This is a genomic window from Pseudomonas sp. SW-3 (genome assembly GCF_016615645.1).
In the GTDB taxonomy this organism is placed as follows: domain Bacteria; phylum Pseudomonadota; class Gammaproteobacteria; order Pseudomonadales; family Pseudomonadaceae; genus Aquipseudomonas; species Aquipseudomonas mandelii.
This window is the reverse complement of record NZ_CP067098.1, coordinates 3,941,853-3,967,822: the sequence shown is the minus strand read 5'-3', so window position 1 is coordinate 3,967,822 and position 25,970 is coordinate 3,941,853. Positions and strand designations below refer to the sequence as shown.

The following is a 25,970-nucleotide window of genomic DNA, read 5'->3' as shown; positions in this document are numbered from 1 at the left end:
GGCGGCTACGGGATGTGGGCATGTTTAAAATGTTGTCGGATTTTGGGGCTGCTTCGCCGCCCAGCGGGAGCAAGCTCCCTCGCCACAGGGGGCGGTTTCCTACGTGAAATTCGGACGTCAAGATTCGACGATTGTCAGGGTGAAGTCCTGGTGAGCAGTGGAGTCAGGCCGATGCCGCCTCTTGAAAATAATTCCAGTGTCCACCGCCGTCTAAAAAATGTACGTTGATGTACATTTTATGTACGCCTTGCACGCAGCCGCGTACAGTTGCCGGGACATCAGATATCAAAGAGGAAGCCAAAATGCCGCAGGCAGGAAAGACGCGAATCAAGGCGCAGGAAGCGGGTTGGCGTGGCTCCGTCAATGGCTGGCTGGACGCGGCTTACGATGCGCTGAAGGAATCCGGTGTGGACGCCGTGCGGGTGATGCCGTTGGCCAAGCGGCTGAATTTGTCGCGCACCAGTTTCTACTGGTTTTATGAAGACCGGGAGCAGTTGCTCGCGGCGCTGCTGGCGCGGTGGCGGGACAAGAACACCGGCGGCCTGATTGGCCAGTGCGAGAGTTATTCAGAAAGTATTTCCGAAGCGATCCTCAACGTTTTCGAATGCTGGTTAAACCCTGATTTGTTTGACTCGCAGTTTGAATTTGCCGTGCGCAGCTGGGCGCTGCAATCGGCTGAGGTGTCCGCCGAAATCGCGCTGGCTGATGAAGCGCGAATCAATGCCCTGGCCGCGATGTTCCGACGGTTCGGTTATGAGGTTGCGGCCGCCGACGCTCGGGCCAGAACGATCTATCTCACCCAGATCGGCTACATTTCCATGAAAACCACTGAGGATATCGTCGTGCGTTTCCGGCGAATCCCTGAGTACGTCACCGTATTTACCGGCAAAGCACCGAAGCGGCGCGAGCTCGACCGGTTTTATGGGAAATTCGGCTACGCAGAAAAAGAGCCGGGGGTTTTCGTGTCACGGGTCGACAGCTTTGAGGAGGCCACCCCCGATGCAGAATAGAACCCTGGGCATCATCGGTGGCACCGGCTGGCTGGGCCGCGCGATTGCGCAGGCGCTGCTCGATACCGGCTTCATCTGTCCTGATCGTTTGCTGGTCTCGAACCGGTCCGGCACCCACACGTTCGAACCACCGGTGCGGCTGCTGGCTGACAACCAGCAGCTGGTGGATCTCAGCGATATCGTTGTGCTGTCGATCCGGCCAGAACAATTTCGCCAACTCCAGATAAACGCCCAGGGCAAGCTCGTGATTTCCCTGATGGCCGGGGTTCCGGCGGCGGCTATTCGCGCGGCAACGGGCGCCGAAGTGGTGGTACGGGCGATGCCGAATGCGGCGGTGGAAATCAGGCAATCGTTCACGCCTTGGTGCTGTCCTGCCAGCCTGTGCGAGCAGAACCGAGCGCTGGTGCAACGGTTGTTCGAATGCGTGGGCACGGCGGATGAAGTGCCGGATGAGGACTGTATCGATTACCTCAGCGCGCTGTCCGGCACCGGGCCTGCCTTGGCGGCGATGTTGCACCAGGCGTTGATGAGTCAGGCGGTGGCGGCGGGCATCCCGGCCGCCATCGCACAACGAGCCGCACAGGGTGTGGTGGTGGGCGGCGGTCAATTACTCGCCAGCCATGATCCCCGGCAAATGATTGAAAACTTGATGGCTTATCGCGGGGTGACGGCGGCCGTGCTGCAGTCGATGGCTGATCAGGGCATCGAAGCCATGGTGGGGCGTGCCGTGCAGGAGGGCGCGCAAGTGGCCCGGCGAGGCATGTAGTCGATCGGTCCGGGCACACACTTTGCGCCCGAGGCGCCTCCTTCCGCTCAGGGAAGGAGGCTGTCGAGTCAAATATCTTTCACCAGTCGCAACGCGTCATAGATCGCCGCGTGGGTATTTCGAGCGGACACCGCATCACCAATCCTGAACAACTGGAAACGCCCTTGCGGGTTGGTGACGATGTGCTGTGCGTTGCCCGCGATGAGGTCGTGCTGTTCGACTGCGCCTTCATTGCTCGAATGAGGACGAAGGTCGAAATACAGGTCATCCAGGGGAATCGTGCCGTGGTTGACGACGACCTGATCGACCACGCGTTGCTTGTGGACCTTTCCGTAATCGCTGCCGAACGTCGCAATGAGCCTGCCATCGCGCTTCTCGACTGACTCGACCCGATAGGTGACGGTGAAGGTGACGGCCAGGTCCTGCAGGCTGCGCATATAGGGCACCAGGTTCATCGCCATGACTTCGGGTGCGAAGGAACGGTCCGGGGTGACGATCTCGACGGTCGCACCGCTTTGCGCGATGACTTCGGCCGCCTGCAGGGCGGCGTGGTCGCCGGCATCATCGAAGATCAGGACATTGCGGCCAGGCTTTACATCGCCGGAGATGATGTCCCAGGTCGAGACCACCAGGTCATTGCCCTGCGACAGCACCTCGGTATGGGGCAGGCCGCCGGTGGCAACGATTACCACGTCCGGTTCATGGGCCAATACCGTGTCGGCCTCGGCCCAGGTGTTGAAGTGGAATTTGACGCCCAGGCGCTCGCACTGGCTCATTCGCCAATCGATGATGCCGATCATTTCGCGTCGGCGCTCGCTCAGTGCCGTCAGCCGGATTTGGCCGCCAGGGCGGTCGGCCGCTTCCAGCACGGTGACATCGTGGCCGCGCTCGCCGGCCACGCGCGCCGCCTCCAGACCTGCGGGGCCGCTACCGATGACCAGGACCTTGCGCTTCACCGCTGCTTTGGGAATGTCATGGGGCATCGTGGTTTCCCGGCCGGTCGCCGGGTTGTGGATGCAATAGGCGGCGCCACCCTGATAGATCCGGTCCAGGCAGTAATTCGCACCCACGCACGGGCGGATATCCTCTTCACGCTTCTCGATGATTTTGCGCACGATGTGCGGGTCGGTCATGTGCGCGCGGGTCATGCCGACCATGTCCACCTTGCCTGACGCAATGGCGTAACGCGCGGTGGCAACGTCGGGAATCTTCGCGGCGTGGAAGGTCGGAAAACCCGTGGCGGAGCGAATCTCGCCGGCGAAGTCCAGGTGCGGGGAATTGCGCATGCCCTGGATCGGGATGACGTCGGTCAGGCCCGCGTCGGTGTCGATGTGGCCGCGCACGACGTTCAGGAAGTCCACCAGCCCGCTGTCCTTGAGCATGTGTGAGACCTGCATGCCCTCGCTGGCATTGAAGCCGCCCGGCAGTTGTTCGTCACCCGTATAGCGCACACCCAGCAGGAAATCTTCGCCGACCCGCTGGCGGATGCCCCTGAGGATGTCGAACGTAAAGCGCATGCGGTTTTCCAGCGAGCCGCCGTAAGGGCCTTCGAGGTCATTGGTCAGCGGTGACCAGAACTGATCCATCAGGTGCCCGTAAGCCTGTAATTCCAGGCCATCAAGCCCGGCGGCCTTCATGCGCTCGGCGGCATCCACGTAGTCCTTGATGATCCGCTCGATGTCCCAGTCTTCCATCTTCTTCGGGAAGGACCGGTGCGAAGCCTCGCGTCGGTGCGAGGGCGATACCACGGGCAACCAGTCGGCTTTGTCCCAGCGGGTACGGCGGCCCAGGTGTGTCAGCTGGATCATCACGGCCGCGCCGTGTTCATGGCATTCGTCGGTCAGGTCCTTCATCCATTTGACCACTTCGTCCTTGTAGGCGAGCACGTTGTTGAACACCGGAGGGCTGTCTCGGGACACGGCTGCGGAGCCGGCGGTCATGGTCAGGGCCACGCCGGCTTTGGCGCGTTCGACATGGTAAGCGCGATACAACGCCTGCGGCATGCCATCGACCGGGTAGGCCGGTTCGTGCGCGGTGGTCATGATCCGGTTTTTCAGGGTCAGGTGCTTGATCTTGTAGGGTTGCAGCAAGGGATCGCTGGACATCGTGGTGCGCTCCGTAGTGGGGCTTCATCGGGCTTGGCGAGTTGAAATTAGGATAACTGTACACCTGTGTCAATCATCGTTGACACAGGTGTACATTTTTCTTGCGCGCCGCAAAACTCGTCGATAAGATCAAGCTCGAAAGGGTGCAGAGACCCCGTCGTCAGTGTTCTGGATGGATGACATGCATGGGATTGCGAGGGGCAGAAGAAGAGGGCTGCGCTGCCCGGGCTTAAAGCAGCGAAGACTGCACTGTTCACGACCGTAAGGCCGTTCAAATGAAGACAACCTGCCTATCCCACATCAATAGGAAGACGCCTGATGAACGCTCGTTCGCCGTATCGAAAAAAAGCCTGTGCCTGCCTTTTCGGCTTTGCGCTTGGAGCAAGTGCAGCACTGGCACAGGCTGCTGAACCCGAGCCCGTGCGCATTGGCTGGGTCAATTGGTCCGACACCGAAATCACCGTCAAACTGGCCAGCACCGCGTTGCAGGAACATCTCAAGCAACCGGTCAAACTGGTGATGGCCGACATTGGCATTCAATTCCAGGCGCTGGCCAACGGTAATATCGACCTGATCCCGATGGTGTGGCTACCGAGTACCCACAAGGCGTTTTACGACAAGTACAAGGACCGGCTGGAAGACCTCGGCGTGCTGTATGAAGGGCGGATCGGCATGGCCGTGCCCACCTCGGTGCCCATCAGTGAAGTGGCGAGCGTCGAGGATCTGAACAAACCGCAGGTCCGGGAAAAACTTGACGGCAAGATCCTCACCTCTGAAGTCGGCAATGGCCAATACAAGCTCACGGTCAAGGCCATGGAAGAATACAAGCTCGACGGGTACAAGCTGGTGGCCTCCTCGGAAACCGGCATGCTCAATGAGCTGGACCGCAACCTCAAGCGTGACAAATGGTCCCTGGTCAATGCCTGGAGCCCACACTGGATGTTCTCCAAGTGGTCATTGCGTTACCTGGATGATCCCAAGCATATCTTCGGTGGCGCCGAGCAGATTCACGCCATGGCGCGCAAGGGTTTTAGCCAGCAGTACCCGGAAGTGGCGTATTTCTTCGCTCATTACACGATCCCCCAGGCGGACCTGGAAGCGCTGATGATGCAGGCACGCCAAACCTCCTCTGACCAGGCCGTGGCCGCTTATTACGCGGCCAACAAACCGCGTTTCGAAGCGATGTTCGAGCAAGGCGGGCAGCGAGTCAGCACGCGACAGCCTTGAACACCTGAAAACACACAAGGCCGCGAAGGCGGCCTTGTTTTCATTCTCACTGCTTACACAACCGCAGCCTCGTCAATGCCGCTCTTCGATCTCGACAACGGTCATGCTCCACTCCTGCCAATTCATAGAAGGCAGCGTGTCTGACTGTCCCATGAAGCTGACAAGATAACGGGCGATGAGGTCATCATCGCCCGTTTTCTTTATGCCTGGCGCGCTGCCATGGCCGAGTAGCTGTTCATCAGGTTGCGGTAGTTCGGAATGCGCTGGGACAGCAAGTTGCCCAGGCCTTCGATGTCGTTGCGCCAGTCGCCCTGCAACTCGCAGGCGACCGAGAACCAGTTCATCATTTGCGCACCGGCTTGCGTCATGCGGTTCCACGCTGCCTGTTGCACGGTGGTATTGAAGGTGCCGGAAGAATCCGTGACCACGAACACTTCAAACCCTTCAGCCAGGGCCGACAGCGTCGGGAAGGTCACGCACACATCGGTCACGACACCGGCAATGATCAGTTGTTTGCGGCCGGTCGCCTTGATCGCCTTGACGAAGTCTTCGTTGTCCCAGGCGTTGATCTGGCCAGGACGGGCAATGTAGGGCGCGTCCGGAAACATTTCCTTGAGCTCCGGGACCAGCGGACCATTTGGGCCTTGTTCGAAACTGGTGGTCAGGATGGTCGGCAGTTCGAAGAACTTGGCCACGTCAGCCAGAGCCAGCACATTGTTCTTGAACTCGTTCGGCGAGAAGTCCTGCACCAGGGAGATCAGACCGGTCTGGTGGTCGATCATCAGGACTACGGCGTCGTCTTTGTTCAGGCGGTTGTATGTGGCGTTGCTCATGATGAAATCCTTTCTCTGTAGGGGTAAGTGGCTTCGTTCAACATGGGCTCAGATTAATGATCTACAGGAAAGGGAAAAAGAGGGTGAAAACGGTTTGACTGTCAACTCGGATGGGACAATCGATCGCCAACCGGCGAAAGCGGGCATTCACCGCAGCCCCATTCAGCAAACGCATCCTCGATAAAGGCCTCCAACGCCTTGTCTTCCAATATCTCGATGGAGAAGTGCCCGAAGCGCTTGGGCAGCCAGATGATGCGGGTCCCGGACGGAGATTGCAGGTTCGCGCGGGCGAGTGGTTTTCCGTTCTCGTCTTCTGGCTGAACACCCGCGGCGATCAATTCGTCATAGGCCTTCTCGATGTCCGGTGTGGAGTAGCAGTGGCGGTAAATCATGCCTTCGCCCGCGCAATCCAGGAGCGCCTTCAGGTTCCCCGCCAGCGGTTGTACCAGCATGAATCGCTCCGCACCGATCAACGCAATCGCGTAGCGCACGTGCAGACCACCGCGTTCCCAGACAAGCGTTTTAGAGATCCTGGCTTGCAGTATCTGTGCGTAGTAAGCACAGGCTTCTTCGAGGTTCTTGACCAGCACATCGACGTGACTGAACTTCAGCTCCATTGCATTCCTCCGGTTGAACCCGTGTCCATGGTAACGACCGCCGCCTCGGCATTAGAAGAATTTTCGTGTGGCCTTGGTTGCCCGTCCATGAGGCAGCGATGCACTTGCTTCTGCTGCACTATGGCGTCGGTCTGCTCGCCTGAGCACGGCACTGAGCAAACGCTGTCCGTATAAACCGACGCCAAGCCCCGATACGATGAGAACGACAGCAACGATTTTGTTGAATGACAGGGGCTCATTGAAAATCATGACTGAACCCAGCAGTCCGAATACCGGCACCAATAACGATAACGGCGCGACGGTAGACACCGGGTATCGTTTCAGAAGTGAATTCCACACCCAGTAGCCGAACAGGGTGTTGGGGTAGACCTGGAAGAGAATCGACAGGACGGCACGGTAGTCGAGTTGATTCATCAACGCGTTGTAACCCGTTGAGCCGTTAACGGCGTAATCAAGCGCGAAAAGAGGGATGGGCGAAAACGCACTGGACCACACCAGGAAAGCGAAGACCTGAGTTGTTCTGGCTTTTTTGTTGATTACGTTGGCCGCACTCCAGGCCACCGCGCCCAGCAGCACCAGCATCAGCCCTGCCGTCGTCACTGTCCCGTCAACAATCGAGATGATGCTCAACAAGCCACAGAAGGCGATGCCCATGCCCGCCAGTTGGTAGCGGGAAATGGTCTCCTTGAATACCCATGAGCCCAGCAGAATCGTGAAAAAAGCGCTGAACTGAAGCACCAGCGAAGCGATGCCAGCGGAGAGGCCCGACTTGATACCAAGGTTGACGACGCCCCAGAGTCCTATGCCGAAGACCAGACCGTAACCCATGATGTAGCGCCACTGTACATCGGGTTTCGGAATGAAAAAGATCGCTGGAAGTGCGCAAAGCGTAAAGCGAATGCCGGCAAGAATCAGCGGGTCAACGGTGGTGAGGCCCATTTTGATCACTGAAAAATTCACACCCCAGATGGCCGTAATCGAGATGGCGAGTAGCAGGTGCCTGGCTTTCATGCTGATCTTCCTTGATTGGTCGGTGATAGATGACTCGTAAAAACCCAAAGCGCCAAAGCCGCAGCGCTGATCAAGGCGCCAAGCACGCTTGTTGCCATCCAGCCCCAGCGCGCATAAACCTGGGTTGCGGCGACCGCCCCCAGCGCACTGCCGACCGAGTAGAAGCACATGTAGGCGCCGACCATCCGACTTTGCGCGTCGGGTCGTGCCGCAAAAATGAAGCTCTGATTGGTGACGTGCACGGCTTGCACCGCGAAGTCGAGCACGACCACGCCGAAAACCAGCGCGATCAGGGACGTCTGGGCAAAACTGATGGGCAACCAGGAAAGCGTCAGGAGCCCCAGCGAAAGGCCGGTCACGCGTTGACCCCAACCTCTATCGGCCCACTGGCCGGCTCTTCTGGCAGCCAGGGCACCGGCAACGCCCGCCAGGCCAAACAGGCCGATGGCCGTGTGTGAAAGCGACAGCGGCGGAGCGCTTAACGGCAGCACCATAGAGGTCCACAGCACTGAAAAAGCGGCAAAGATCAGCAAGGCCAACAGGCCCCTGGCCCACAAAACCGGTTCGGTCATGAACAGCTTGAAGAGCGACCGGATCAGCGCGGGGTAGGTGTCATGATTGCGTGGCAACGCCGTGGCGGGCACCACTTTCCACAGGACCGCCGCGAGGGTCAGCATCAATCCTGAGGACACGAAATAGACGGCGCGCCAGCCCGCCAGATCGGCGATCAGCCCAGAGATAAACCGCGCCAGAAGAATGCCCAGGACAACCCCGCTTGTTAGGGTCCCCACGGCCTGCCCGCGTTGTGAGGGCGTTGCGAGCGCGGCGGCATAGGCTACAAGCACCTGAACCACCACTGCGAGTAATCCCATCACAATCATGGCGCCCAAGAGAGCCAGCCACTGCTGTGAAGCGCCGACGGCCGCCAGCGCGAGGGCAGACAGCATCACTTGAGTCAAAATCATCCGTTTACGGTTGACCCTGTCGCCCAGCGGTACGATGAACAACAACCCCAGCGCGTATCCGGCCTGAGTGGCCGTCACCACGAACCCGATCACTCCTGAAGTGACCCCCAGGCTTTCAGCCATCGAGGCGAGCAAGGGTTGGGCGAAGTAAACATTGGCGACGGCCAGCGCGCAGGTGACAGAAAACAATAACGTGAGTGACGGAGAAAGCCCCGAGGATTGGCCAGTCCTACTGCATTCTCCGGTTTCCGCAGGCGGCAATCCCACAGGCTGCCCGGTGCTACGTTTGGCTATTGCGTCGGCATCTGCTGTCATAAGCGCCTCCATGGCGTTAAGCTGGTTGCAATTAAAAACCGGATTCGATTATTGCTGAATCAAGTTTCAAATTGCAACCAGCTTGGTCGGCAGACTTGGCAACCGTTATCCAAAAGGTAAATACGATGGTCGAAGGCACTTCACCGCAAAGCAGCGAATGCCCGGTAGCAAGAACACTGGAGGTGATTGGGGATCGCTGGTCGCTCATGATCCTTCGCGACGCCTTTGACGATATTCGCCGATTCAGCGAATTTCAGAAGAGCCTGGGGGTGGCCAAAAATATTCTGGCCTCGCGACTGAAGGCATTGGTTGAGGTCGGGGTCTTCGACGTTCGACCGGCGTCAGATGGAAGCGCCTACAAGGAGTACGTCCTGACGGACAAAGGACGTGAGATCTTTCCGGTGGTGGTCAGCATGAGGCAGTGGGGCGAACGTTTCCTGTTCCAGCCGCAGGAAACGCGTTCTGTGCTGTTGGACAACGCGACCGGACAGGCTCTGATGCCGATGGATGTTCGTTCATCAAGCGGGCAAAAACTGGGGCCTTCTGACTGCCACAGGGTGAGACTTGTCGACGGCGAGTCGTGAAACAACAGCAGTCGAGTTAGCTGCTCGAAGTTCGCTATCCGCGGTTATTGCGCAGGATGGAAAAATTCAACGCAGCCGCCACACAAAGCCACACAAGGTAGGGGAACAGGATCAAGCCTGTGATCACATCTAGCCGCATCGCCATCACCACCATCGCGGCGACCACCAGCCAAAGCAGCGTCAGGATCACCATCGCGGCGAAAATGCGGTGCGCGCCGAAAAACACCGGTGTCCACAGCGTATTCAAGGCAATCTGCGCCGCCCATAACGCCAGCACCACCTGACTTCCAGGTATCAGGGACAACCGGTAACCGGCCCAGGCGAGCAACAGATAGATAATCGACCAGGCGACGGGAAACAGCCAGTTGGGTGGCGTGAAGCTCGGTTTGACGAGTGATTCGTACCACTGGCCCGGTTTGAAAAGAAGGCCAGTACTGGCCGCCGCGCCGCAGGCTAAAAGAAAAATCAGAAAGGTCATCATCAGTCCTTCGTTGAAGTCAGCTGTGTGGGGGTTGCAAAAACCGGTCGGCCATTCATGCCGCTAGGCGCCCGGTACGCCAGGCACATCCATGTTGATCTTGCGCCAGGCGGCTTCGGACAAGCTGTACACCGAAAAGGCGATCAATCCCAGGGCCATCACCATCAAGATGACGCCGCCGGCCGGCAGGTTCTGCAGCGCATCGAGGGCCTCCTTCATGCCGGGCGGGTCCATGGCTTTATAGCGGGAGCCACTGATGATCAGCAACAGGGCGATCTCGATGAACACGACGCCACGGGCGATCAGACCGAATCGAGACACCGGACGGACGTAGCGCATGACGTCTTCGTCCGCTTCGAAATATTTCTCGAACGACGACTTCCAGCCCTTGATGATGTGAGCAACGCCTACACCCAGAGGGATGATCGCGACGAGGTAGACCACGACATTCGAGTGTTCCCAGGACAACAGGCGCGCCAGTAGATCCTTGGTCTGTCCACCGCCGGAATCGCCCGAGCTGCTGATGCCGCTGATGAGCAAGCCCAACGCAAAAAACGCCAGCGCGCCGTTGACCAAACCTCCTGCCAACAGTCCTGCCCGGATGACCAACCCCTTCATTTCGTGACCGTGATGATCAACGTCGCGCAGGGCTTGCAGCACTCGCCAACAGGCGAAGGCGAGCAGGCCTGCCACCACCAATCCGACTAAAACGTAACCGAAAGGCTGGCTTAACACGGCCTCCAGGCTCCTGTGACTGTCTTTGGGTTTTGTCGAATCTTGAGCCGCCAGCAGCGCGAAGATGCCAATGATCAGGTAAAGAACGCCGCGAGCGGCATAGCCTCCCCGAGCGAGTACAACAAGGCTTTGGTGCGCAGACATGAGAGCTCATTCCAGAGAAGTACTACAGGAGCAGACCTTTCAGGCGTGGAGGGGTTCGATTGAAGATAGGGTTCGACCAACCCCTCGGTCGATATTGTCAGGCAGGACTAAGCCCAGGCCGCAAATCAAGCGTTGTCATGTCAGTATCACCCGGGACAACGGGCGCCCTGAACCTTGCAGCATCACGCGCCGGAGGCATCCCGAACAGGCGTGCATATTCACGGCTGAATTGTGATGCGCTTTCATACCCCACGGTGAAGGCAATTGAAGCGGCATCGCGAGGGTCGAACAGCAATAACCAGCGAGCCCTGAGCAGGCGCAGGCGTTTTTGATATTGAATGGGCGTCATGCCTGTGATGGATTTGAAATGCCGATAAAACGCCGCAACGCTCATGTCGGTCATGGTCGCCAGTGGCTCGACGCGAAAGGGTTCGGTGTAGTGCTCACGGATCCATTGGGTGGCGCGGCGTATCTGCGCCAGACGACCATCCGGGCGAGCGATTTCACGCAACATCGGCCCTAGCGGTCCTTGCAAGGCTCGAAACAGAATCTCCCGCTCAAGCATCGGCGCCAGTACCGCGGCTTCGTTTGGGCGGTCCATCAGCCGCATCATGCGCAACCAGGCGTCGATCATTTCAGCCTGTGCCGGCACCGCCGCAAAGCGGCTTGCGGGTGGCGGCGCGGTCGTCTTGATGTCGGTTGCCAGCAGCGTCGCGATGACGTTCGGGTCCAGGGTCAGGCTGATCGCAAGATAGGGCAAGCCTGGTCCGCCGGGGTGTATCTCACCGGTGGCGGGCACGTCCACCGGCACGAGGAAGTAGGTCATCGGCAGATACTGATAAACCTGATCGCCGATAGACAAGGTTTTTGCACCCTGGAGCACCAGGTGCAGCATCGGTTGATACACCTGGCTCGCACACGCCTCCGCCTGGACCATCGTCACACGCGGCAGCCCGGTGTCCGTCCACTTGTTTTCCGCGCGCATCACGAGGCGGCGCAGTTCTTCGATCGCAGTATTCATGCGCTGAACATGAGCCATCGCCGCGAGCAGGGCAAGCCATGCGAGAAGAATAGGCAAGCATTCGATAACAACTGGCAACCGTTTGTCCTTCGCCTGCCCGGATACTGGTGGCAAGCGGCAGGTTGCGTTCAGGCCTTCAAAACCTGATGGCAGGCAGACCTGCGATGGATCAATCAACTCAGGTAAAGGTCAGCCTCATGAAACTTGAAGGAAAAATTGCTGTTGTCACGGGCGCATCGAAAGGCATCGGCGCAGGTATTGCCAAAGCATTGGGCGCGGCAGGAGCAACGGTCGTTGTGAACTACGCGTCGAGCAAAGCCGACGCCGATGCGGTGGTCGCGCAGATTCAGGGGCAGGGCGGTAAAGCCGTTGCCATTCAGGCGGATATCAGCCAATCAGCCGATGTGGTCCGCCTGTTCGACACGGTCAAGGCGGACTTCGGGGCGCTGGATATTCTGGTGAACAATGCGGGCGTCGCGGTATTTCAAATGATCGAAGACCTCACCGAGGACGCGTTCCACCAGCAATTCAATCTGAATGTGCTCGGGTATCTCCTGGCGGTCCGAGAAGCCGTCAAGCTGTTTGGCCCCTCGGGCAGCATCATCAACATCAGCTCGATTCTCAGCACCGATCCCTATTTGGCTTCCAGCGTTTATTCGGCCACCAAGGGCGCGGTTGATACATTGACGTTTGCCTTGGCCAGAGAGCTCGGGCCGCGAGGGATCAGGGTCAACTCGATCTTGCCCGGTCACACCAATACGCCGGCGACGGAGGGCAACTTCGCCGGAGCGTTTGGTGAACAGCTGATCGCCGGTACGCCGCTCGGCCGTTTCGGTGAGCCCGAAGACATTGCGCCGCTGGCCGTTTTCCTGGCATCCGACGACTCGCATTGGGTCACCGGCGAATCCATTCGGGCATCGGGTGGTGTTCGTGGGGTGGGTTACTGAATACTGTGATGATTGCGACCGGTGCGGGGTGACAGGCACCCGCAAATGACAAAAGGGCCACGCCTCTCCGTATCACTGGATCGAGGTGGCCCCTTTCAGGCTCACAGATTCAACAACGGCATCACTTCACATCAAAGCGATCCAGGTTCATCACCTTGGTCCACGCCGCTACGAAGTCCTTCACAAACTTCTCTTTCGCATCACTGCTCGCGTACACCTCAGCCAGCGCCCTCAATTGCGCATGAGAGCCGAAGACCAGATCAACCCGCGTGCCGGTCCACTTCAATTCGCCGGTTTTGCGATCGCGTGCTTCAAACTCCTCGTTGGCCTCTGAGGTCGGTTTCCATTCCACGCCCATGTCCAGCAGGTTCTTGAAGAAGTCATTGGTCAATGCCTCTGGCTGCTGGGTGAACACGCCGTGTTTTGTTTGCCCGACGTTGGTGTTCAACACGCGAAGACCACCCACGAGCGCGGTCATTTCTGGCGCGGTGAGCGTCAGCTGTTGCGCCTTGTCGATCAACAGATGCTCGGCCGACACGCTGTAACGGGATTTGAGGTAGTTGCGAAAGCCATCGGCGATGGGTTCGAGGAAGCCGAAAGACTCGACATCCGTCTGCTCTTGCGAGGCGTCCATCCGCCCGGGTGTGAACGGCACGGTGACGCTGTGGCCGGCATTTTTTGCGGCCTGTTCGACACCTGCATTACCCGCCAGAACGATCAAATCCGCCAGCGAGATTTTCTTGCCGCTGTTGTTGAACTCGCTCTGGATGCTCTCCAGTTTCGCCAGCACGTTCGCCAGTTGCTCAGGCTGGTTGGCTTGCCAGGATTTCTGCGGCGCCAGACGCAGACGACCGCCGTTGGCGCCGCCACGTTTATCGGAGCCACGGAAGGTGGAAGCCGCTGCCCAAGCTGTTGATACCAATTGCGAGACGCTCAGGCCCGAGGCAAGCACTTTGCTCTTGAGCGCTGCGACGTCGCTGTCGTTGACCAAAGCATGGTCGACTTCCGGGATCGGGTCTTGCCACAGCAGTTCTTCGCCGGGCATTTCCGGGCCGAGGTAGCGGGAGAGGGGGCCCATGTCACGGTGGATCAGTTTGAACCAGGCACGGGCGAAGGCGTCGGCCAACTGATCCGGATTGGCCAGGAAGCGCCGCGAGATCGGTTCGTAGATCGGGTCGAATCGCAGGGCCAGGTCTGAGGTCAGCATGGTGGGATTACGCCGTTTGGACGGGTCGAAAGCATCCGGGATGGTGCCGGCGCCCGCGTTGTTTTTCGCAACCCACTGGTGCGCACCGGCCGGGCTTTTGCTCAGTTCCCAGTCGAAGCCGAACAGGTTTTCCAGGTAGTTGTTGCTCCAGCGGGTGGGTGTGGTGGTCCAAGTCACTTCCAGGCCGCTGGTGATGGTGTCCGGGCCTTTGCCGGTGCCGAAGCTGTTCTTCCAGCCAAGGCCTTGTGCTTCGAGGCCCGCCGCCTCAGGTTCGGCGCCTACGTTGTCGGCGGGGCCGGCGCCGTGGGTTTTGCCGAAGGCGTGGCCGCCGGCAATCAGCGCCACGGTTTCTTCGTCATTCATTGCCATGCGGCCGAAGGTTTCGCGGATGTCTATGGCGGATCTGACCGGGTCTGGCTCGCCTTCCGGGCCTTCGGGGTTGACGTAAATCAGGCCCATTTGCACGGCGGCCAGCGGGTTTTCGAGATTGCGACCGTGTTCGGTACGGCTCTCCTCGTTTTTGCCGGGTTCGGCCACGAGTGGACCGTCACCGGGTGCTTCCACGGGAGCATTGTCGTCTTTGCCGTAGCGGGTGTCGCCGCCCAGCCATTTGTTTTCCGAGCCCCAGTAGACGTCTTCATCGGGTTCCCAGACGTCCGCACGACCACCGGAAAAACCAAAGGTCTTGAAGCCCATGGACTCCAGCGCGACGTTGCCGGTAAGGACGATCAGGTCGGCCCAGGAAATTTTGCGACCGTACTTTTGCTTGATCGGCCAGAGCAGCCTGCGTGCCTTGTCGAGGCTGACGTTGTCCGGCCAGCTGTTGAGCGGTGCAAAACGCTGTTGGCCCGAGCCGGCGCCGCCCCGACCGTCGCCTGTGCGGTACGTGCCTGCGGCGTGCCAGGCCATGCGAACGAACAGCGGTCCATAGTGACCGAAGTCCGCCGGCCACCAGTCTTGGGAATCGGTCATCAGCGCCGTCAAGTCGCGCTTGACCGCCTCAAAGTCCAGGGTCTTGAATTCTTCGGCGTAGTTGAAGCCCTCGTCCATGGGGTCGGACAGGGACGAGTGCTGGTGCAGGATCTTCAGATTCAGTTGGTTCGGCCACCAATCGCGGTTCGTCGTGCCACCGCCAGCGGCGTGATTGAACGGGCATTTCGATTCATTTGCCATGTGTGAGCTACCTTTGGTCGTGTTTCATCCGGCTATCGGCCCGGGGTGGGCGTTAGATAGCAACGAGCGAATTCAATGACATAGGCTGCAGGACCCAGAGTTGGATCAACTGATTGTCTGGACCACACGGGAATTCTGAACTGCGGCAATCGAGTTGCCTGCGCGGTGGCCCACGGGTGGCCTAGTCAAGCTTCGGACTCATTCCTGTCTCCTTATCAGCACTAAACCGGCCAGCTTGTTCCGCCAGCGCTGGATACAGGTTAGACCCCACTTGGGAAGTCAGCTAATAGGTGGAGTATTGGGGAGTAATAGACAGAGTCTTTTACGGGTGTCGCGGGGAGGGCCCGCGTCTATCTGGAGCATAGACGCGGGTTTGCGGGGCTTGAACGGTTACTTTCGAACGTTCTGGTACAGCATCAACCGTGAGGTTTCATGCATGGCGCGGGTCAGCGCCGACAGGCGTTTGAACTCTTCAGGGTTTTTCTCGGCAACGTTGTCCCGTGGCGTCATCGAAGCCAGGTCGTGAAGGGTCGGCGAGCTGCCGTCGTGCTCCATCTGCACCATGTAGTGTTGAGTCACGCCGGCAATCAGCGGGAACGTGCCCTCACGCAATACCAGAGGCACCACGCGTTCACCCTCGCGCGCGGGCTGCTGGATATCACGGCCCATGCCGCTGTTGCGAAACTCAAGGCCGGCCATCCCCGCCACGGTGGGCAGCAGGTCCACCAGGCCGACCGCTTCCTTGACCTGGCGCGTCCCGATCAAGCCTGGTGCGTGGATGATCATCGGCACCGCGTTGCTCTCCAGGCCCAGTTGCTCGTAGGCCGGTGCCAGGAACGGGATCTGCGCGATACGGGTGTTGTGGTCGCCAAACATCACGAAGATGGTGTTTTCGTACCAGCCACCGGCCTTGGCGATTTCCATCAAGCGGCCGAGGTTGAAGTCCAGCAGGCGCACGGCGTTGTACTGCTCGACACTGCGCGATCCGGCGGCCTGCACTTCGGCCAGGGTAGGGTGCTTGACCTCGAAGCCGTCATTGCTTTTTGGGATCGTGAACGGACGGTGGTTGCCGGCCGTCTGCACATAGGCAAAGAAAGGTTTGTCCTTGGGCAGTGCTTGCAGGATCTGGTCGGTTTCCTTGAACAGGTCCAGATCGGAAATACCCCAGACGTCCACCACCGGCGATTTCCAGTCCCGCTCTTCGAACAGACGCACGCCGTCGATGCTCTGCCGGATCAGGGCATTCATGTTGGCCCAGCCGGAGTTGCCGCCGATGGTGTAGATCTTCTCGTAACCGGTAAACGCATTGATCAGCGTGTTTTGCTGGGTGATCAGCGGATTACGCGTCGCGGTTTCCTGTCGCGTGACATCAGGCACCCCGCTGATGCTGGCCCAGACGGTTTTCGCGGTCCCCGTTACGGGTACGTAGAAGTGCTCGAAGAACCAGCTCTGAGTCGCCAATCGATCGAGGTTGGGCGTCGGATTGATCGGGTTGCCGTAGGCCCCGACGGCACTGGTGCCCAGCGATTCAAGCATGATGAACATCACGTTCGGGGGACGCGAGCCCGGGATTTTGTACGGTTGGGGGCCCTGGTGCCGCACGAAATCAAGGGTCTGCGGGTCGGGTTTGTCGACGCCCAGGTAGTTGGCCATGACCGCGTAATGTTCGCGCACTTGCGCCTCGTCATAACGCGATTGGCCGACTTTGCCCGTATCGTAGAGAAACAGCACCGGGTTCAGGCCGAGTGCGGCGATCTGGTTATTACCCGAGAAGAACGCATCGCTCCAGCGCAACGGAACGGGGTTTTCAAGGTTCATGTTTTCGACACGACCCAAAATGCCCAGCAGCACCAGGACGACCATCAACGCACCGCCCCACGTCGCGGAGAGCTTGCGAATGGCTTTGCTAGGGCGGTCCAGCGTGACGCGTTCCAGACGCACCAGGGCCAGTGTCACCAGCGCGATCGTTACCAGCCAGCCCAGTGAAATCCAGATTACCGGGTAAGTCTGCCAAACCATGTCGCGGGAGATCTGCGCATCCTCGATGAAGCGCAGCACGGTGGCGTTGATCCTCACGCCCAGGTAGGCGTAGTGGCCAAAGTCGATGATGTAGATCAGCAGCAAAACGCTCAGGGCGGCGACCAGATAGACGCGTGCGATACGGCGCAGCAGGCGGCTGCGGAGCAGGTTCCAGCGAGGCATCCAGGCCAGCAACGCCAACGGCAACATGGTCAGGATGGCCAGGCGCAAATCGAAACTGAAGCCGATGCTCAGGGTTTCCCAGACGCCCTTTGTGTCGATCAGGGCTTTGGGTTCGAACCCGGAAAAGCCGAAGAAGAACGCCATCCTCAGCAGTGCAAACAGCACAAACGCAATCGCTGTAGCGCCTAGCCAATAATGTAAACGTCTCGAGTGCAGCCAACCCATCCTTGTTCCCCTGTTAAAAAGTCGTTAAATCTCAAACGGATTTGAGTTCGTCGCTCACTGCACCGCGCCGCTTGCTTGAGCGGCGATAGGTCCAGCGCAGGGCAAGCGTCAGCAGTGCCCCGCAGCAATACAGACCCAGCAGCGGATCAACCAGGTAATCCCAATAGTTTTGCGAAGGTTTGATCCCGGCGATGAAGGCCAGGGTTGCGCTGGCCAGCATCAAGACGGCCAGGCCGTTACGCAGGTAAAACAGGCCCAGCGTCAGCACTGCGAAGAAAATCAACATGGGGCGCGGGCTGTAGCCTAACCGATAGGGGTCCACATCACTCATGCCCAGAGTGGCCGGGTACAACACCAGGGCCATCGCGGCGAAGAGGATCAATACGCCGGTTTTGCCGCGTGCCGGTGGCAGCATGTCCAGTCGACGCAAGCAGCCCCACGCCATGAACACCAGGGTGGTGATCGCAAGGTCATCAATGTAGCTGCGCAAATACGCGGCCAACGACAAGCCGTCCGGCGAGAAGAAGCTGACGGCCAGCAAGGCGGCCAGCAGTGCGATCCGCCAGTTCCTGGACAAGCCGAACGACGGCAGCAGCAGGAAGATGATCATTGCGAAGCTGAGATGGGCTTGCCACAGGCTGATCATTTGAGGCGCTCGCTAAGCCATGCATCGTTAAAGGTGACGTGCTTGATGAAGGTGTTGTTCCAGGAATAAACCAAGTGATACATACCGTCAGGACTGCGGATGAAATACGGGTATTCGTATTCGAATTCACACCCCTGGTTTTTACAGACACGTTTGTCGAGGTTATCCAGGAACTCCGCTTCCAGTGAATGGCGGCGTGCGCCGCTGGAACCGCGGAATTCTCTGCCGATGATCTCCTTGTAGGCTTCGGGAGAAAATGGCGCGCCCAGTGGATCCGGGGATTTGTCCAGGTCGCGTAATGAGCGCCAATCGTCCATTTTGGCGTCGGTCCCATACAGGCTCAGCTTGAAGCGCCCCTCCTGCAGGTCGTTGAGCGCCACCAGCAACCCATGTTCGGGTGTTGCGACGGCAGCCAACGAGGAATTCGGATTCGAGGGGTCGAGCGGATAAGGTTCGCTCCAGGTTTGCCCGGCGTCTTCAGTGCGGGTCGCCAGGACACGGTGGTGGGTGTTGCCGGCATAACGCAGCAAGGCGATGCCGCGCTGGCCATCCAGCGGCACCACCGCGGGTTGCAATGAATTCATGCCGTGGCTGATGCGGAATTTGTCGATTACATCGCCGTCTGCGCTCAGGTAGAGGTACTCGGCAAACTTGCCCAGGAACTCATGATAGACCGGCAGGCCGATGGAACCGTCGGCATGAAACACCGGTGCCGACCGGACCAGGGTGCTGATGTTCAGAAAGGGCGAGGTGATCAGTTGGCGCGGAGCGGACCAATGTTCACCGAAGTCATCGGACACCATCACGTTGACCGCGCTACCGGCCCAGCCACCCATGGACACGGACACGTAGAACAACCACACCCGATTATCCGGCGCGAGCGCCACCACCGGGTTGCCCAGCTTGCGGATGTATTTTCGAGTGCCCTGTTGGGTCGAGTCCCGAGTGGCCAATACCTGTTCAGCACCCCATTCGCCGGTTTTCGAGTCGAACCGGGCGGAGCGCACCTGTACATCGGCTGCGCCTTCGCGGGAGCCAGCAAACCAGACCGTCATCAGACTGCCGTCGGGCAGTGCGGTGACCGCCGAGGAATGCACGAAATCCACCAACCCGGAGGAGGCGAAACGGCTGGTATAGATGGGCTTGGCCACTTTGCCGGCCACTGCCATCACGGGGCTGATCAGGGCAAAGGAAGAGTGCGTATTGGCAGGATTGGTGATCCACGCGGTCGCAAACAGGCAGGACAGTAGAAGGTAAGCACAGAAGGCAGGAAAACTGGGAAGTTTGATGCGCATGACTACGTTGGCATCTCATGGACCGATAAGGCGGCCAAACTAACACTCGTTAGTACACGATCGGGTTTTATGACTGGCTAAATTGTAAGCAGGTATTTGTAGCGGCCAGCCATGTCGTCGCGTTCAGTTTGATTGAGCGCCGGAGACTGTCGGGCCAGAGGGATTGTGGCGGGCTTGAGGTGAATTACGCCGTTGGTCGCAAAGGCTGGGGCGGTAACAGGGACGTCTTCGGAATATGTGCTGTTTGTTCCGGCCTCTTCGCGGGCAAGCCACGCTCCTACGGTTGACCTGCGTCGTTCACACAAGACGTGATCGACCCCTATCTCTGTGGAAGCGTGGTTTGCCCGCGAAGACAGCAGCACAGGCACAAACGCTTTTTCTGCTGAAACCTAGTGCTGTCTGTACGTCTGTAGGGTGAAGGCATTCCCTGCCGGGTCTTTACCCTCAAGCGTTATCTCATTGTCCTTGATCATCAGGATTTTGAGTTCGTCGGAAGCGCCGGACGCTAAGCCGTCGCTAAAGTTTGGCAAGGAGGGCCCGGCAAACTTGGCAACCAGCAAGGGGGAAATGGCTGTGCCGTTGATTACGTAAGACTTGGGAATTGATTTCATGTCAGCCAATGTGAACGAAAGCAGGCTGGAATCGGCCGTCCAGCTGCCGGCTCCGTTTACGCTGTACTCAAGCCGGTAAGGTTTGGCTTCAACGGTTCCGTCCACAAAGACAACGCCATTGACGTTGTACCGTCCGTTGCGGAAGTACTCCGTCATTCCCTTGAATTCGAACGTGCCGTTGGTGATCGGGTAGGTGTAATCGGTCGTCCAGCGACCTATGAAGCGGGGATTGTTGGGGTTGGTTTCGTGAAACGTGGCGTAAATCGTTGCAATGCCGCTTAGAACTGTCACCAGGGCCGCAAGCGCGAACCAGGCTTTAGTGGAGACTTTTTGTATAGCAGTGAAACTCATTGTGATGGATTCCATTCGATTGATTTGTCGTGCGCGGACGTCTTCCATGGGAGGTGGTGATACCGCACCCCGGTGTATTGGCCACCGGGACAGAAGTATAAAACTCAAGGCGCTAGAAGACACAAAAGCGCGAGCTCACGCAGTTTCATTTGCCGCGTCATCCGACCGAACCCGCTGCACGCGCGCGGTCACCCGCGGCACCTCCCCAGCGGCATCACGTTTCAACCATTCAGCCGGTGGACAGCCAATCACGTTGAGAAAAGTACGGGAGAAAGAAGCTTGCGAGCTGTATCCAACCGATGCGGCAACCACTTTGATCTGAACCCCGTCGCGTAGCAGGTCCTGGGCCACTTTCATCCGCCAGGCCGTCACGTAGCCCATTGGTGATGCACCCATGATCTGCGTGAAGTACGCAGAGAATTTCGACCGGGACATGTTCGCCAGGCCAGCAAGTTTCTCGACAGTCCACAGCGCCTCCGGCTCCTGGTGAACACGTTGGAAAACCGCCCCAAGTCGCCCATCCTGAAGCGCATAAAGCAGGCCGCTGGAAATCTTTTGCTCGACGACCGAACGGCGCACCAACACCACGAAAATGTACTCAAGCAACAGGTTGAGCGCTTTGGTTCTGCCGGGGGCCTGATCCTTGAATTCGGCAAGCAGTGAGCCGATCACGGGCGTGATGTTCTGCAGTTCACTGAACGGGAAAACCAGTGTTTCCTTGAGGCCCAGAGGGAAGGGTTGCAGGGCGTTGCGCCCGAACTGGAACGAGGCGCAGATTAGCTCGGCGCCGTGTGCCGAACTGGCGCGCAACTGGTAGCGGCAGCTGCTCGGGCAAAACAACACGCTGGGTTCGGTGATGGAAATCTTCGGCAGGCCGGGTTGCACCATGTCGATCCCGCCTTCACTGATGACATGGATGAACGCCATGCCAGGAGGCTTGTCGAGCACCAGCGTGCCATCGACCCTGCCAGAGAAGAACAGCCTGCCCTGAAGGTTGGTGCGTTCGAAGAATTCGGACAGGATATCCATGATAGAGACGACCGGGTAAAGACTCTGCACGTCCAGGCAAAAGCCGCGCAGGGCAGGGCAATAGGATGAAGTTCTCGCCGATGGTAGACAACGCCCCACCCGGGCGCCATGGCGCAGAGCGATTTTCCTGTTATCGACCGGAGTCCACTGTCATGAGCAACGATTCGAACCGCATCGCCCCCCAGTATGCAGACCCGGCAGAGCCTGCGCTGCCAGATCCCGGCATGAAGCTTGATCTCTCGCGGGCCGCGCTGGTGGTGATCGATCCGCAAATCGACTTCCTCAGCCCCGAAGGCGTGAGCTGGGGCGTGTTTGGAAAAAGCATCGTCGAGCACGATACCGTCAAGCACATCGGCCAGCTGTTTGCGGCCGCCAAGGGCGCGGGCATCACGGTCGCCGTTTCGCCGCACTACTACTATCCATGTGACCACGACTGGCATTTCGGCGGACCGCTTGAGAAGGTCATGCACAGTATCTGCATGTTTGATCGCAAGGGGCCGCTGACCCTCGACGGTTTCGAGAACTCCGGTGCCGACTTCATGCCCGAGTACAAGCCCTACATTCTCGACGGCAAAACCATCATCGCGTCACCGCACAAGGTGTACGGCCCGGAAACCAATGACCTGGCGTTGCAGCTGCGCAAGCACGGCGTGTCGCAAATCATTTTGGCGGGCATGGCGGCGAACCTCTGTGTCGAGTCGCACTTGCGTGAACTGCTGGAGCTTGGCTTCGAAGTGGCCGTGGTTCGGGACGCCACCGCCGGCCCGACGACTCCCGAGGGCGATGGCTACCTGGCAGCGCTGATCAACTATCGCTACATCGCCAATGCGTTGTGGAGTACGGCGCAAACGGTCGAGTTTCTTAAGGGGGAATAAGCTATGGCAATGGACTGCGTCTCACCATTGGGGCGCAGCCTTGAAAAACTGCCTTTGGTCGGTGCACCTGAACCGCTTTCACGATGGATTGATCCATTCTGAAAGAACTCTCGGGGGGCGCTGCCATGCACTCGTTTGCCAATCTGCTGACTCCGGCGCAAGAGCAAAAGCTGCGTGCGCTCAACACCTGGCATCTTGTCCTTGAGGACTTGAAGCTGCGCATGGAGTGCCCCGATGCGTATCACGAGGAACTGATTCGTCAGTCTGACGAGATGGATCGTCTGGGAATCGTGAGCTGGCAGGAATGGCGCGACCTCAGGGTTGAGGCCGATCAAGCGTACCTGCGCGCCATCGCGGGCGAGGATTATCACCGAGCACTAAGGAAGAGGGGCGGTTGATGAGCTTCGCCGGTGCACAGCTGAGGCTGAAGTTTGATTCGGTGTTAAACACGGAAAACGGGTTAAGTGCGATGTCGATCGTTGAAACAGTCGTCGATTATCTGCGTCAACAGTCGTTGCGGCTGAGCACCGCAGAATCCTGCACGGCGGGCAGTATCATCACGCTGCTGGCCCAGGTGCCCGGCAGCGGTGAGCTGATTGAAAGCGGCTACGTGGTTTACTCACCCGAGGCCAAGCAACGCTTGCTCGCAGTCAGTGCAATCACTATCGAGACCTTTAATCTCACCAGCTGCGAAGTGGCTCGGGAAATGGCCATCGGCGCGCTGCGTGACAGCCCGGCCAACGTGGCGGTGTCCACGACAGGGCTGCTGGGGCCGGAGGATGTTGATGGTATTCCGGCCGGCACGGTTTGCTTTGCATGGGCCTTCATGGCCGGGCAGGAAATGGCGGTATTCAGCCGCAAGCAGCGATTTTCTGGCAGTCGGGAGTCCGTGCTTCAGCAGGCGTCGTTGTATGCTTTGAAAGAATTGCCGACGTTTCATCAGGCCATGCTCAACGGCGAGCGGGGCTAGATGATGAACACTTCGGTTATCCCGTTCGAGTGAGTCGGGGTTCGATAGCATGAACAAAACCATCAGCGCTAACGATCTGGGCCCTGTTGGACGACGGGATGCCTCCGGATGTCCTGGTCGCTACCGCCAAGCGCATGGGCGCTCGATCAGAGGATCTGGAAGGGTTGCGGCTGGAGCTGTTGAGGACTGTTCAACAAGGGGAAGATGTACCGGGTTTCGGGTTTTGCCGATCTTGTCGCTTCCATCAGACAGTGGTTGGCGGGGCCTTTTGTGGGCTGACTCAGGAACCCCTGGAGTCCGGCGAAATCGGTTTGATTGGCAGGGAGCATCGATTGCCCGAAGACGTGAACGATTGACAGCGGTTTAATATTTCGACCATCAAAGGATTCCCCATGGGTTTAAGCAAACGCGATCAGGCACACATCGAGCGTCGCCTGATTGCCACCCTGACTGAGGCGTGTGAAACGGCCAAAGCGCACATCGTCGGCTTTGAATGGCTGACCCACGAAGTCGATTACGAGGAGTTTCCTTCCAGCCTGAGGATTGTCTGGGTTTTCGACACCCAGGCCAACAAGGATCAGGCGCTGGCGAGCGGGCAGGGCGAACGCATGGTCGAACTGACGGCTACAGCATTAAGCGAAGCGGATGTACACCTCAGATCGGTCGCGGCCCATGTGCAGTTTGATTCTGAAGAACAATGCCAGCGCGCCAATGGCGGCAATTGGCAGCAACGCCTGGCGCGCAAGCGCTAGCCCTGTAGCGAATCGGAAGCGACAGCGCAGAATCAGGATTACGGCGCACCAAACATCATCGTCCAGTAAACCCCTTCATCACTGCGCGCGTCTGCTGCATACGCCGCGCCCACCTGGGTAAACATCGGGTTCATCAAGTTGGCGCAATGCCCGGGGCTGGCCAGCCAGCCTGCTATTGCCTTGCCCGGTGAGCTCTGCCCGGCGGCGATGTTTTCGCCGATCTGCCGGCCTCGGTAACCGGCGGCCCTTGCTCGATCCGCCGGGCCATCACCGTCGGGGTCACGGTGTGCAAAGTAATTGCCATAGGCCATGGCCTTGCTGTGCCCTTGCGCTGCCGCGCCGAGGGCGGGGTTCCAGCTCAGCGGTCGTGCGGCGGGGTAGCGCTGACGACCGCACATTCGTGATTTGGCCCGGGCGGCATTGACCTGCGCCAACAGCCCCTTGCTCGCCGCACGCGAATCACCCACACGGCTATCGAGAACGGGTTGCGCCAGCACGATCTGCCACTCGCTTCGGGCTCGACTGACGCCAATGTCTGCGTACTGGTTATCCAGCAGCGCCCCGCAGTATTCGTCCTGAAACAGGTCAAACGCTTCGTCGGCGTCCTGCGCGCCTACCACACGCAGGGTGCGCACCGTCACCGCTGCATAGCCTGAAGCCTTCAATCGATCGCGCAAACCGCCGCCATAGCCAATCGGCAACGCCAGGTTCGACTTCAATGACAGCGGGGCCAAACGTTGGGCCGGGCGCCTGTCGCAACGTTGCGGGTGAGCGCGGTAGTCGTTGATGGCTTCCACCAGTTGCCGTTCACCACTGGCATAAGCAGGACTGGCAAACAGAGCAAGCAAAGGCATGAAACAGAGCGAGACAAAACGCAAGGCAAGGCGAGGTTGGCGCATGGGACGGCAGCTCTGATGAGACGACAGCGGCAATGGGAATTCACGGCTCGGCTAAGACTTGCGTTCAGGCACTAGGTTCAGGCGCGAGGAGGGGAAATTTGCGCGGGAGACACCGGCGGTGACTACCGCATGTCGCAAAACACTGAAAGTCCGGCGTCAGGCATCAAAGAGTGGCGGGCGCCGCCGATAACGTGTTCATAAAAGCGACGTACCGAGAGGGCTACCCCATGTCTATAAAATTACGTTTGTTGCTGCTGATTGGTACGAGCTTGCTCACCGCGCTGATCGTGAGCCTGGTCAGTTACGTGGGAAACACCCGGATGGCCGAAGCGGTGAAGGACAACGAGGTCAGCTTGACCGCGCTGCGCAATCACCTCGAAGCCGACATGATGCACGACGCACTGCGCGCCGATGTGCTGTCCGCGATGGTGGTCGGACTGGGCAAAAGCACCAGCAGCAAAGCCGAGGTGCACAGTTCCATCGAGGAGCATGCGGCGCATTTTCGTGAAGTGCTGGGTGAAAACCTCAAGTTGCCGGTCAACGACACCATCAAGGCGGGCTTGAACAAGGTCAAGCCGAGCCTCGACACCTACATCAGCGCCGCCGAGCGCATTGTCGGTCTGGCGCTGGAAAATCCGGATTCCGCGCAAAAGGAACTCGGCACGTTCAATACCGCGTTCAGCCAACTGGAAGACCAGATGGCAGCCCTCAGCGAGGTGATCGAAACCAGCACCCAACAGACCAGTAAAAACACCGAGCAGGCCATCAGCAGCGCCAACTTCACGCTGGGTATCGTGCTGATCGCCAGCCTGTTGTTACTGCTGATCCAGGGACGCTGGGTAATTTCGAGCATCATGGGGCCGTTGCAGACCGCCAGCCGCATTGCCCAAAGCATCGCCCATGGCAACCTCAGCGAGCCGATTGTCGAACCGACCCACAATGACGAAGCGAGCGCCTTGATCCGCAGCCTGGCGACC

General features: G+C 59.0%; 23 protein-coding genes and 2 pseudogenes. 10 read left to right on the top strand and 15 right to left on the bottom strand.

Features of this window, described 5'->3' with window-relative positions:
• Positions 1–302 precede the first annotated feature (302 nt).
• Complete coding sequence (locus tag JIO00_RS17680; protein ID WP_010455399.1) at positions 303–1,010, top strand: TetR/AcrR family transcriptional regulator; 708 nt, start codon at positions 303–305, stop codon at positions 1,008–1,010.
• On the top strand, positions 1,000–1,776 hold the full coding sequence (locus JIO00_RS17675; RefSeq protein ID WP_200666469.1) for a pyrroline-5-carboxylate reductase family protein: 777 nt from the start codon (positions 1,000–1,002) through the stop codon (positions 1,774–1,776). The genes JIO00_RS17680 and JIO00_RS17675 overlap by 11 nt, the downstream gene beginning before the upstream one ends.
• Positions 1,777–1,844: 68 nt before the next feature.
• Here JIO00_RS17675 and JIO00_RS17670 read toward each other — a convergent pair whose 3' ends face one another.
• Positions 1,845–3,881, bottom strand: coding sequence for an NADH:flavin oxidoreductase (locus JIO00_RS17670; protein ID WP_145308318.1), 2,037 nt, complete (start codon positions 3,879–3,881; stop codon positions 1,845–1,847).
• A 318-nt stretch (positions 3,882–4,199) separates the two neighbouring features.
• On the opposite strand from JIO00_RS17670, the gene JIO00_RS17665 reads away from it, so the two are divergent.
• Positions 4,200–5,108 (top strand): glycine betaine ABC transporter substrate-binding protein, encoded by a 909-nt coding sequence (locus JIO00_RS17665; RefSeq protein ID WP_200666467.1) that lies wholly within the window; start codon positions 4,200–4,202, stop codon positions 5,106–5,108.
• 200 nt (positions 5,109–5,308) lie between these two features.
• Here JIO00_RS17665 and ycaC read toward each other — a convergent pair whose 3' ends face one another.
• The 4 genes and pseudogenes from ycaC to JIO00_RS17645 form a co-directional block, all read right to left on the bottom strand.
• A complete protein-coding gene (gene ycaC, locus JIO00_RS17660; RefSeq protein WP_077749496.1) occupies positions 5,309–5,941 on the bottom strand; it encodes an isochorismate family cysteine hydrolase YcaC in 633 nt (210 codons plus the stop codon).
• Between the two features lie 164 nt (positions 5,942–6,105).
• Positions 6,106–6,558: pseudogene (locus tag JIO00_RS17655) on the bottom strand (VOC family protein); the annotation flags it as partial.
• 51 nt (positions 6,559–6,609) lie between these two features.
• A complete protein-coding gene (locus JIO00_RS17650) occupies positions 6,610–7,569 on the bottom strand; it encodes an EamA family transporter (protein ID WP_200666463.1) in 960 nt (319 codons plus the stop codon).
• Positions 7,566–8,849 (bottom strand): MFS transporter, encoded by a 1,284-nt coding sequence (locus tag JIO00_RS17645; protein WP_200666461.1) that lies wholly within the window; start codon positions 8,847–8,849, stop codon positions 7,566–7,568. The genes JIO00_RS17650 and JIO00_RS17645 overlap by 4 nt, the downstream gene beginning before the upstream one ends.
• 125 nt (positions 8,850–8,974) lie before the next feature.
• Here JIO00_RS17645 and JIO00_RS17640 point away from each other — a divergent pair, with 125 nt between their 5' ends.
• The gene (locus JIO00_RS17640) at positions 8,975–9,433 is read left to right on the top strand and encodes a winged helix-turn-helix transcriptional regulator (RefSeq protein ID WP_083376446.1); all 459 of its coding nucleotides are present in this window, start codon (positions 8,975–8,977) and stop codon (positions 9,431–9,433) included.
• Positions 9,434–9,467: 34 nt separating this feature from the next.
• On the opposite strand, the gene tspO is transcribed toward JIO00_RS17640, so the two are convergent.
• The 3 genes from tspO to JIO00_RS17625 form a co-directional block, all read right to left on the bottom strand.
• Positions 9,468–9,911, bottom strand: coding sequence for a tryptophan-rich sensory protein TspO (gene tspO, locus JIO00_RS17635; protein ID WP_083377295.1), 444 nt, complete (start codon positions 9,909–9,911; stop codon positions 9,468–9,470).
• A 63-nt stretch (positions 9,912–9,974) separates the two neighbouring features.
• Positions 9,975–10,790, bottom strand: coding sequence for a DUF1206 domain-containing protein (locus JIO00_RS17630; protein WP_200666459.1), 816 nt, complete (start codon positions 10,788–10,790; stop codon positions 9,975–9,977).
• 97 nt (positions 10,791–10,887) lie between these two features.
• Positions 10,888–11,811 carry an AraC family transcriptional regulator gene (locus tag JIO00_RS17625; protein WP_200668654.1) on the bottom strand — a complete coding sequence of 308 codons (924 nt, stop codon included), beginning with the start codon at positions 11,809–11,811 and terminating at the stop codon, positions 10,888–10,890.
• Positions 11,812–12,008: 197 nt separating this feature from the next.
• Between JIO00_RS17625 and JIO00_RS17620 the strand changes: the two genes are divergently transcribed.
• The gene (locus tag JIO00_RS17620; protein ID WP_200666457.1) at positions 12,009–12,758 is read left to right on the top strand and encodes a glucose 1-dehydrogenase; all 750 of its coding nucleotides are present in this window, start codon (positions 12,009–12,011) and stop codon (positions 12,756–12,758) included.
• Positions 12,759–12,879: 121 nt separating this feature from the next.
• On the opposite strand, the gene katG is transcribed toward JIO00_RS17620, so the two are convergent.
• The 6 genes from katG to JIO00_RS17590 all read right to left on the bottom strand — a co-directional run bounded on the left by katG (position 12,880) and on the right by JIO00_RS17590 (position 21,497).
• Positions 12,880–15,138 carry a catalase/peroxidase HPI gene (katG, locus tag JIO00_RS17615; protein ID WP_077749490.1) on the bottom strand — a complete coding sequence of 753 codons (2,259 nt, stop codon included), beginning with the start codon at positions 15,136–15,138 and terminating at the stop codon, positions 12,880–12,882.
• Positions 15,139–15,528: 390 nt separating this feature from the next.
• Positions 15,529–17,565, bottom strand: coding sequence for an LTA synthase family protein (locus JIO00_RS17610; protein ID WP_200666456.1), 2,037 nt, complete (start codon positions 17,563–17,565; stop codon positions 15,529–15,531).
• Between the two features lie 31 nt (positions 17,566–17,596).
• A complete protein-coding gene (locus JIO00_RS17605) occupies positions 17,597–18,211 on the bottom strand; it encodes a hypothetical protein (protein ID WP_010455373.1) in 615 nt (204 codons plus the stop codon).
• Positions 18,208–19,506, bottom strand: a complete 1,299-nt coding sequence (locus JIO00_RS17600) for a sialidase family protein (RefSeq protein ID WP_200666454.1) — start codon at positions 19,504–19,506, stop codon at positions 18,208–18,210. Before JIO00_RS17600 ends, JIO00_RS17605 begins: the two co-directional genes overlap by 4 nt.
• Before the next feature lie 389 nt (positions 19,507–19,895).
• A complete protein-coding gene (locus JIO00_RS17595; protein ID WP_102616858.1) occupies positions 19,896–20,468 on the bottom strand; it encodes a hypothetical protein in 573 nt (190 codons plus the stop codon).
• Between the two features lie 135 nt (positions 20,469–20,603).
• Positions 20,604–21,497: an AraC family transcriptional regulator gene (locus JIO00_RS17590; protein ID WP_083376451.1), complete on the bottom strand. Its 894-nt coding sequence runs from the start codon at positions 21,495–21,497 to the stop codon at positions 20,604–20,606.
• Positions 21,498–21,649: 152 nt separating this feature from the next.
• Here JIO00_RS17590 and JIO00_RS17585 point away from each other — a divergent pair, with 152 nt between their 5' ends.
• The 4 genes from JIO00_RS17585 (at position 21,650) to JIO00_RS17570 (ending at position 24,094) form a co-directional block, all read left to right on the top strand.
• Positions 21,650–22,372: a cysteine hydrolase gene (locus JIO00_RS17585; protein ID WP_102594469.1), complete on the top strand. Its 723-nt coding sequence runs from the start codon at positions 21,650–21,652 to the stop codon at positions 22,370–22,372.
• Between the two features lie 125 nt (positions 22,373–22,497).
• A complete protein-coding gene (locus JIO00_RS17580) occupies positions 22,498–22,770 on the top strand; it encodes a hypothetical protein (RefSeq protein ID WP_010455365.1) in 273 nt (90 codons plus the stop codon).
• A 71-nt stretch (positions 22,771–22,841) separates the two neighbouring features.
• Positions 22,842–23,342: a CinA family protein gene (locus JIO00_RS17575; protein WP_200668653.1), complete on the top strand. Its 501-nt coding sequence runs from the start codon at positions 22,842–22,844 to the stop codon at positions 23,340–23,342.
• A gap of 392 nt (positions 23,343–23,734) precedes the next feature.
• Positions 23,735–24,094, top strand: coding sequence for a hypothetical protein (locus JIO00_RS17570; protein WP_200666452.1), 360 nt, complete (start codon positions 23,735–23,737; stop codon positions 24,092–24,094).
• 38 nt (positions 24,095–24,132) lie between these two features.
• Here the strand turns inward: JIO00_RS17570 and JIO00_RS17565 are convergent, their stop codons facing one another.
• The gene (locus JIO00_RS17565) at positions 24,133–24,993 is read right to left on the bottom strand and encodes a CAP domain-containing protein (RefSeq protein WP_200666450.1); all 861 of its coding nucleotides are present in this window, start codon (positions 24,991–24,993) and stop codon (positions 24,133–24,135) included.
• 227 nt (positions 24,994–25,220) lie between these two features.
• On the opposite strand from JIO00_RS17565, the pseudogene JIO00_RS30195 reads away from it, so the two are divergent.
• Positions 25,221–25,928: pseudogene (locus JIO00_RS30195) on the top strand (MCP four helix bundle domain-containing protein); the annotation flags it as partial.
• Between the last annotated feature and the right edge of the window lie 42 nt (positions 25,929–25,970).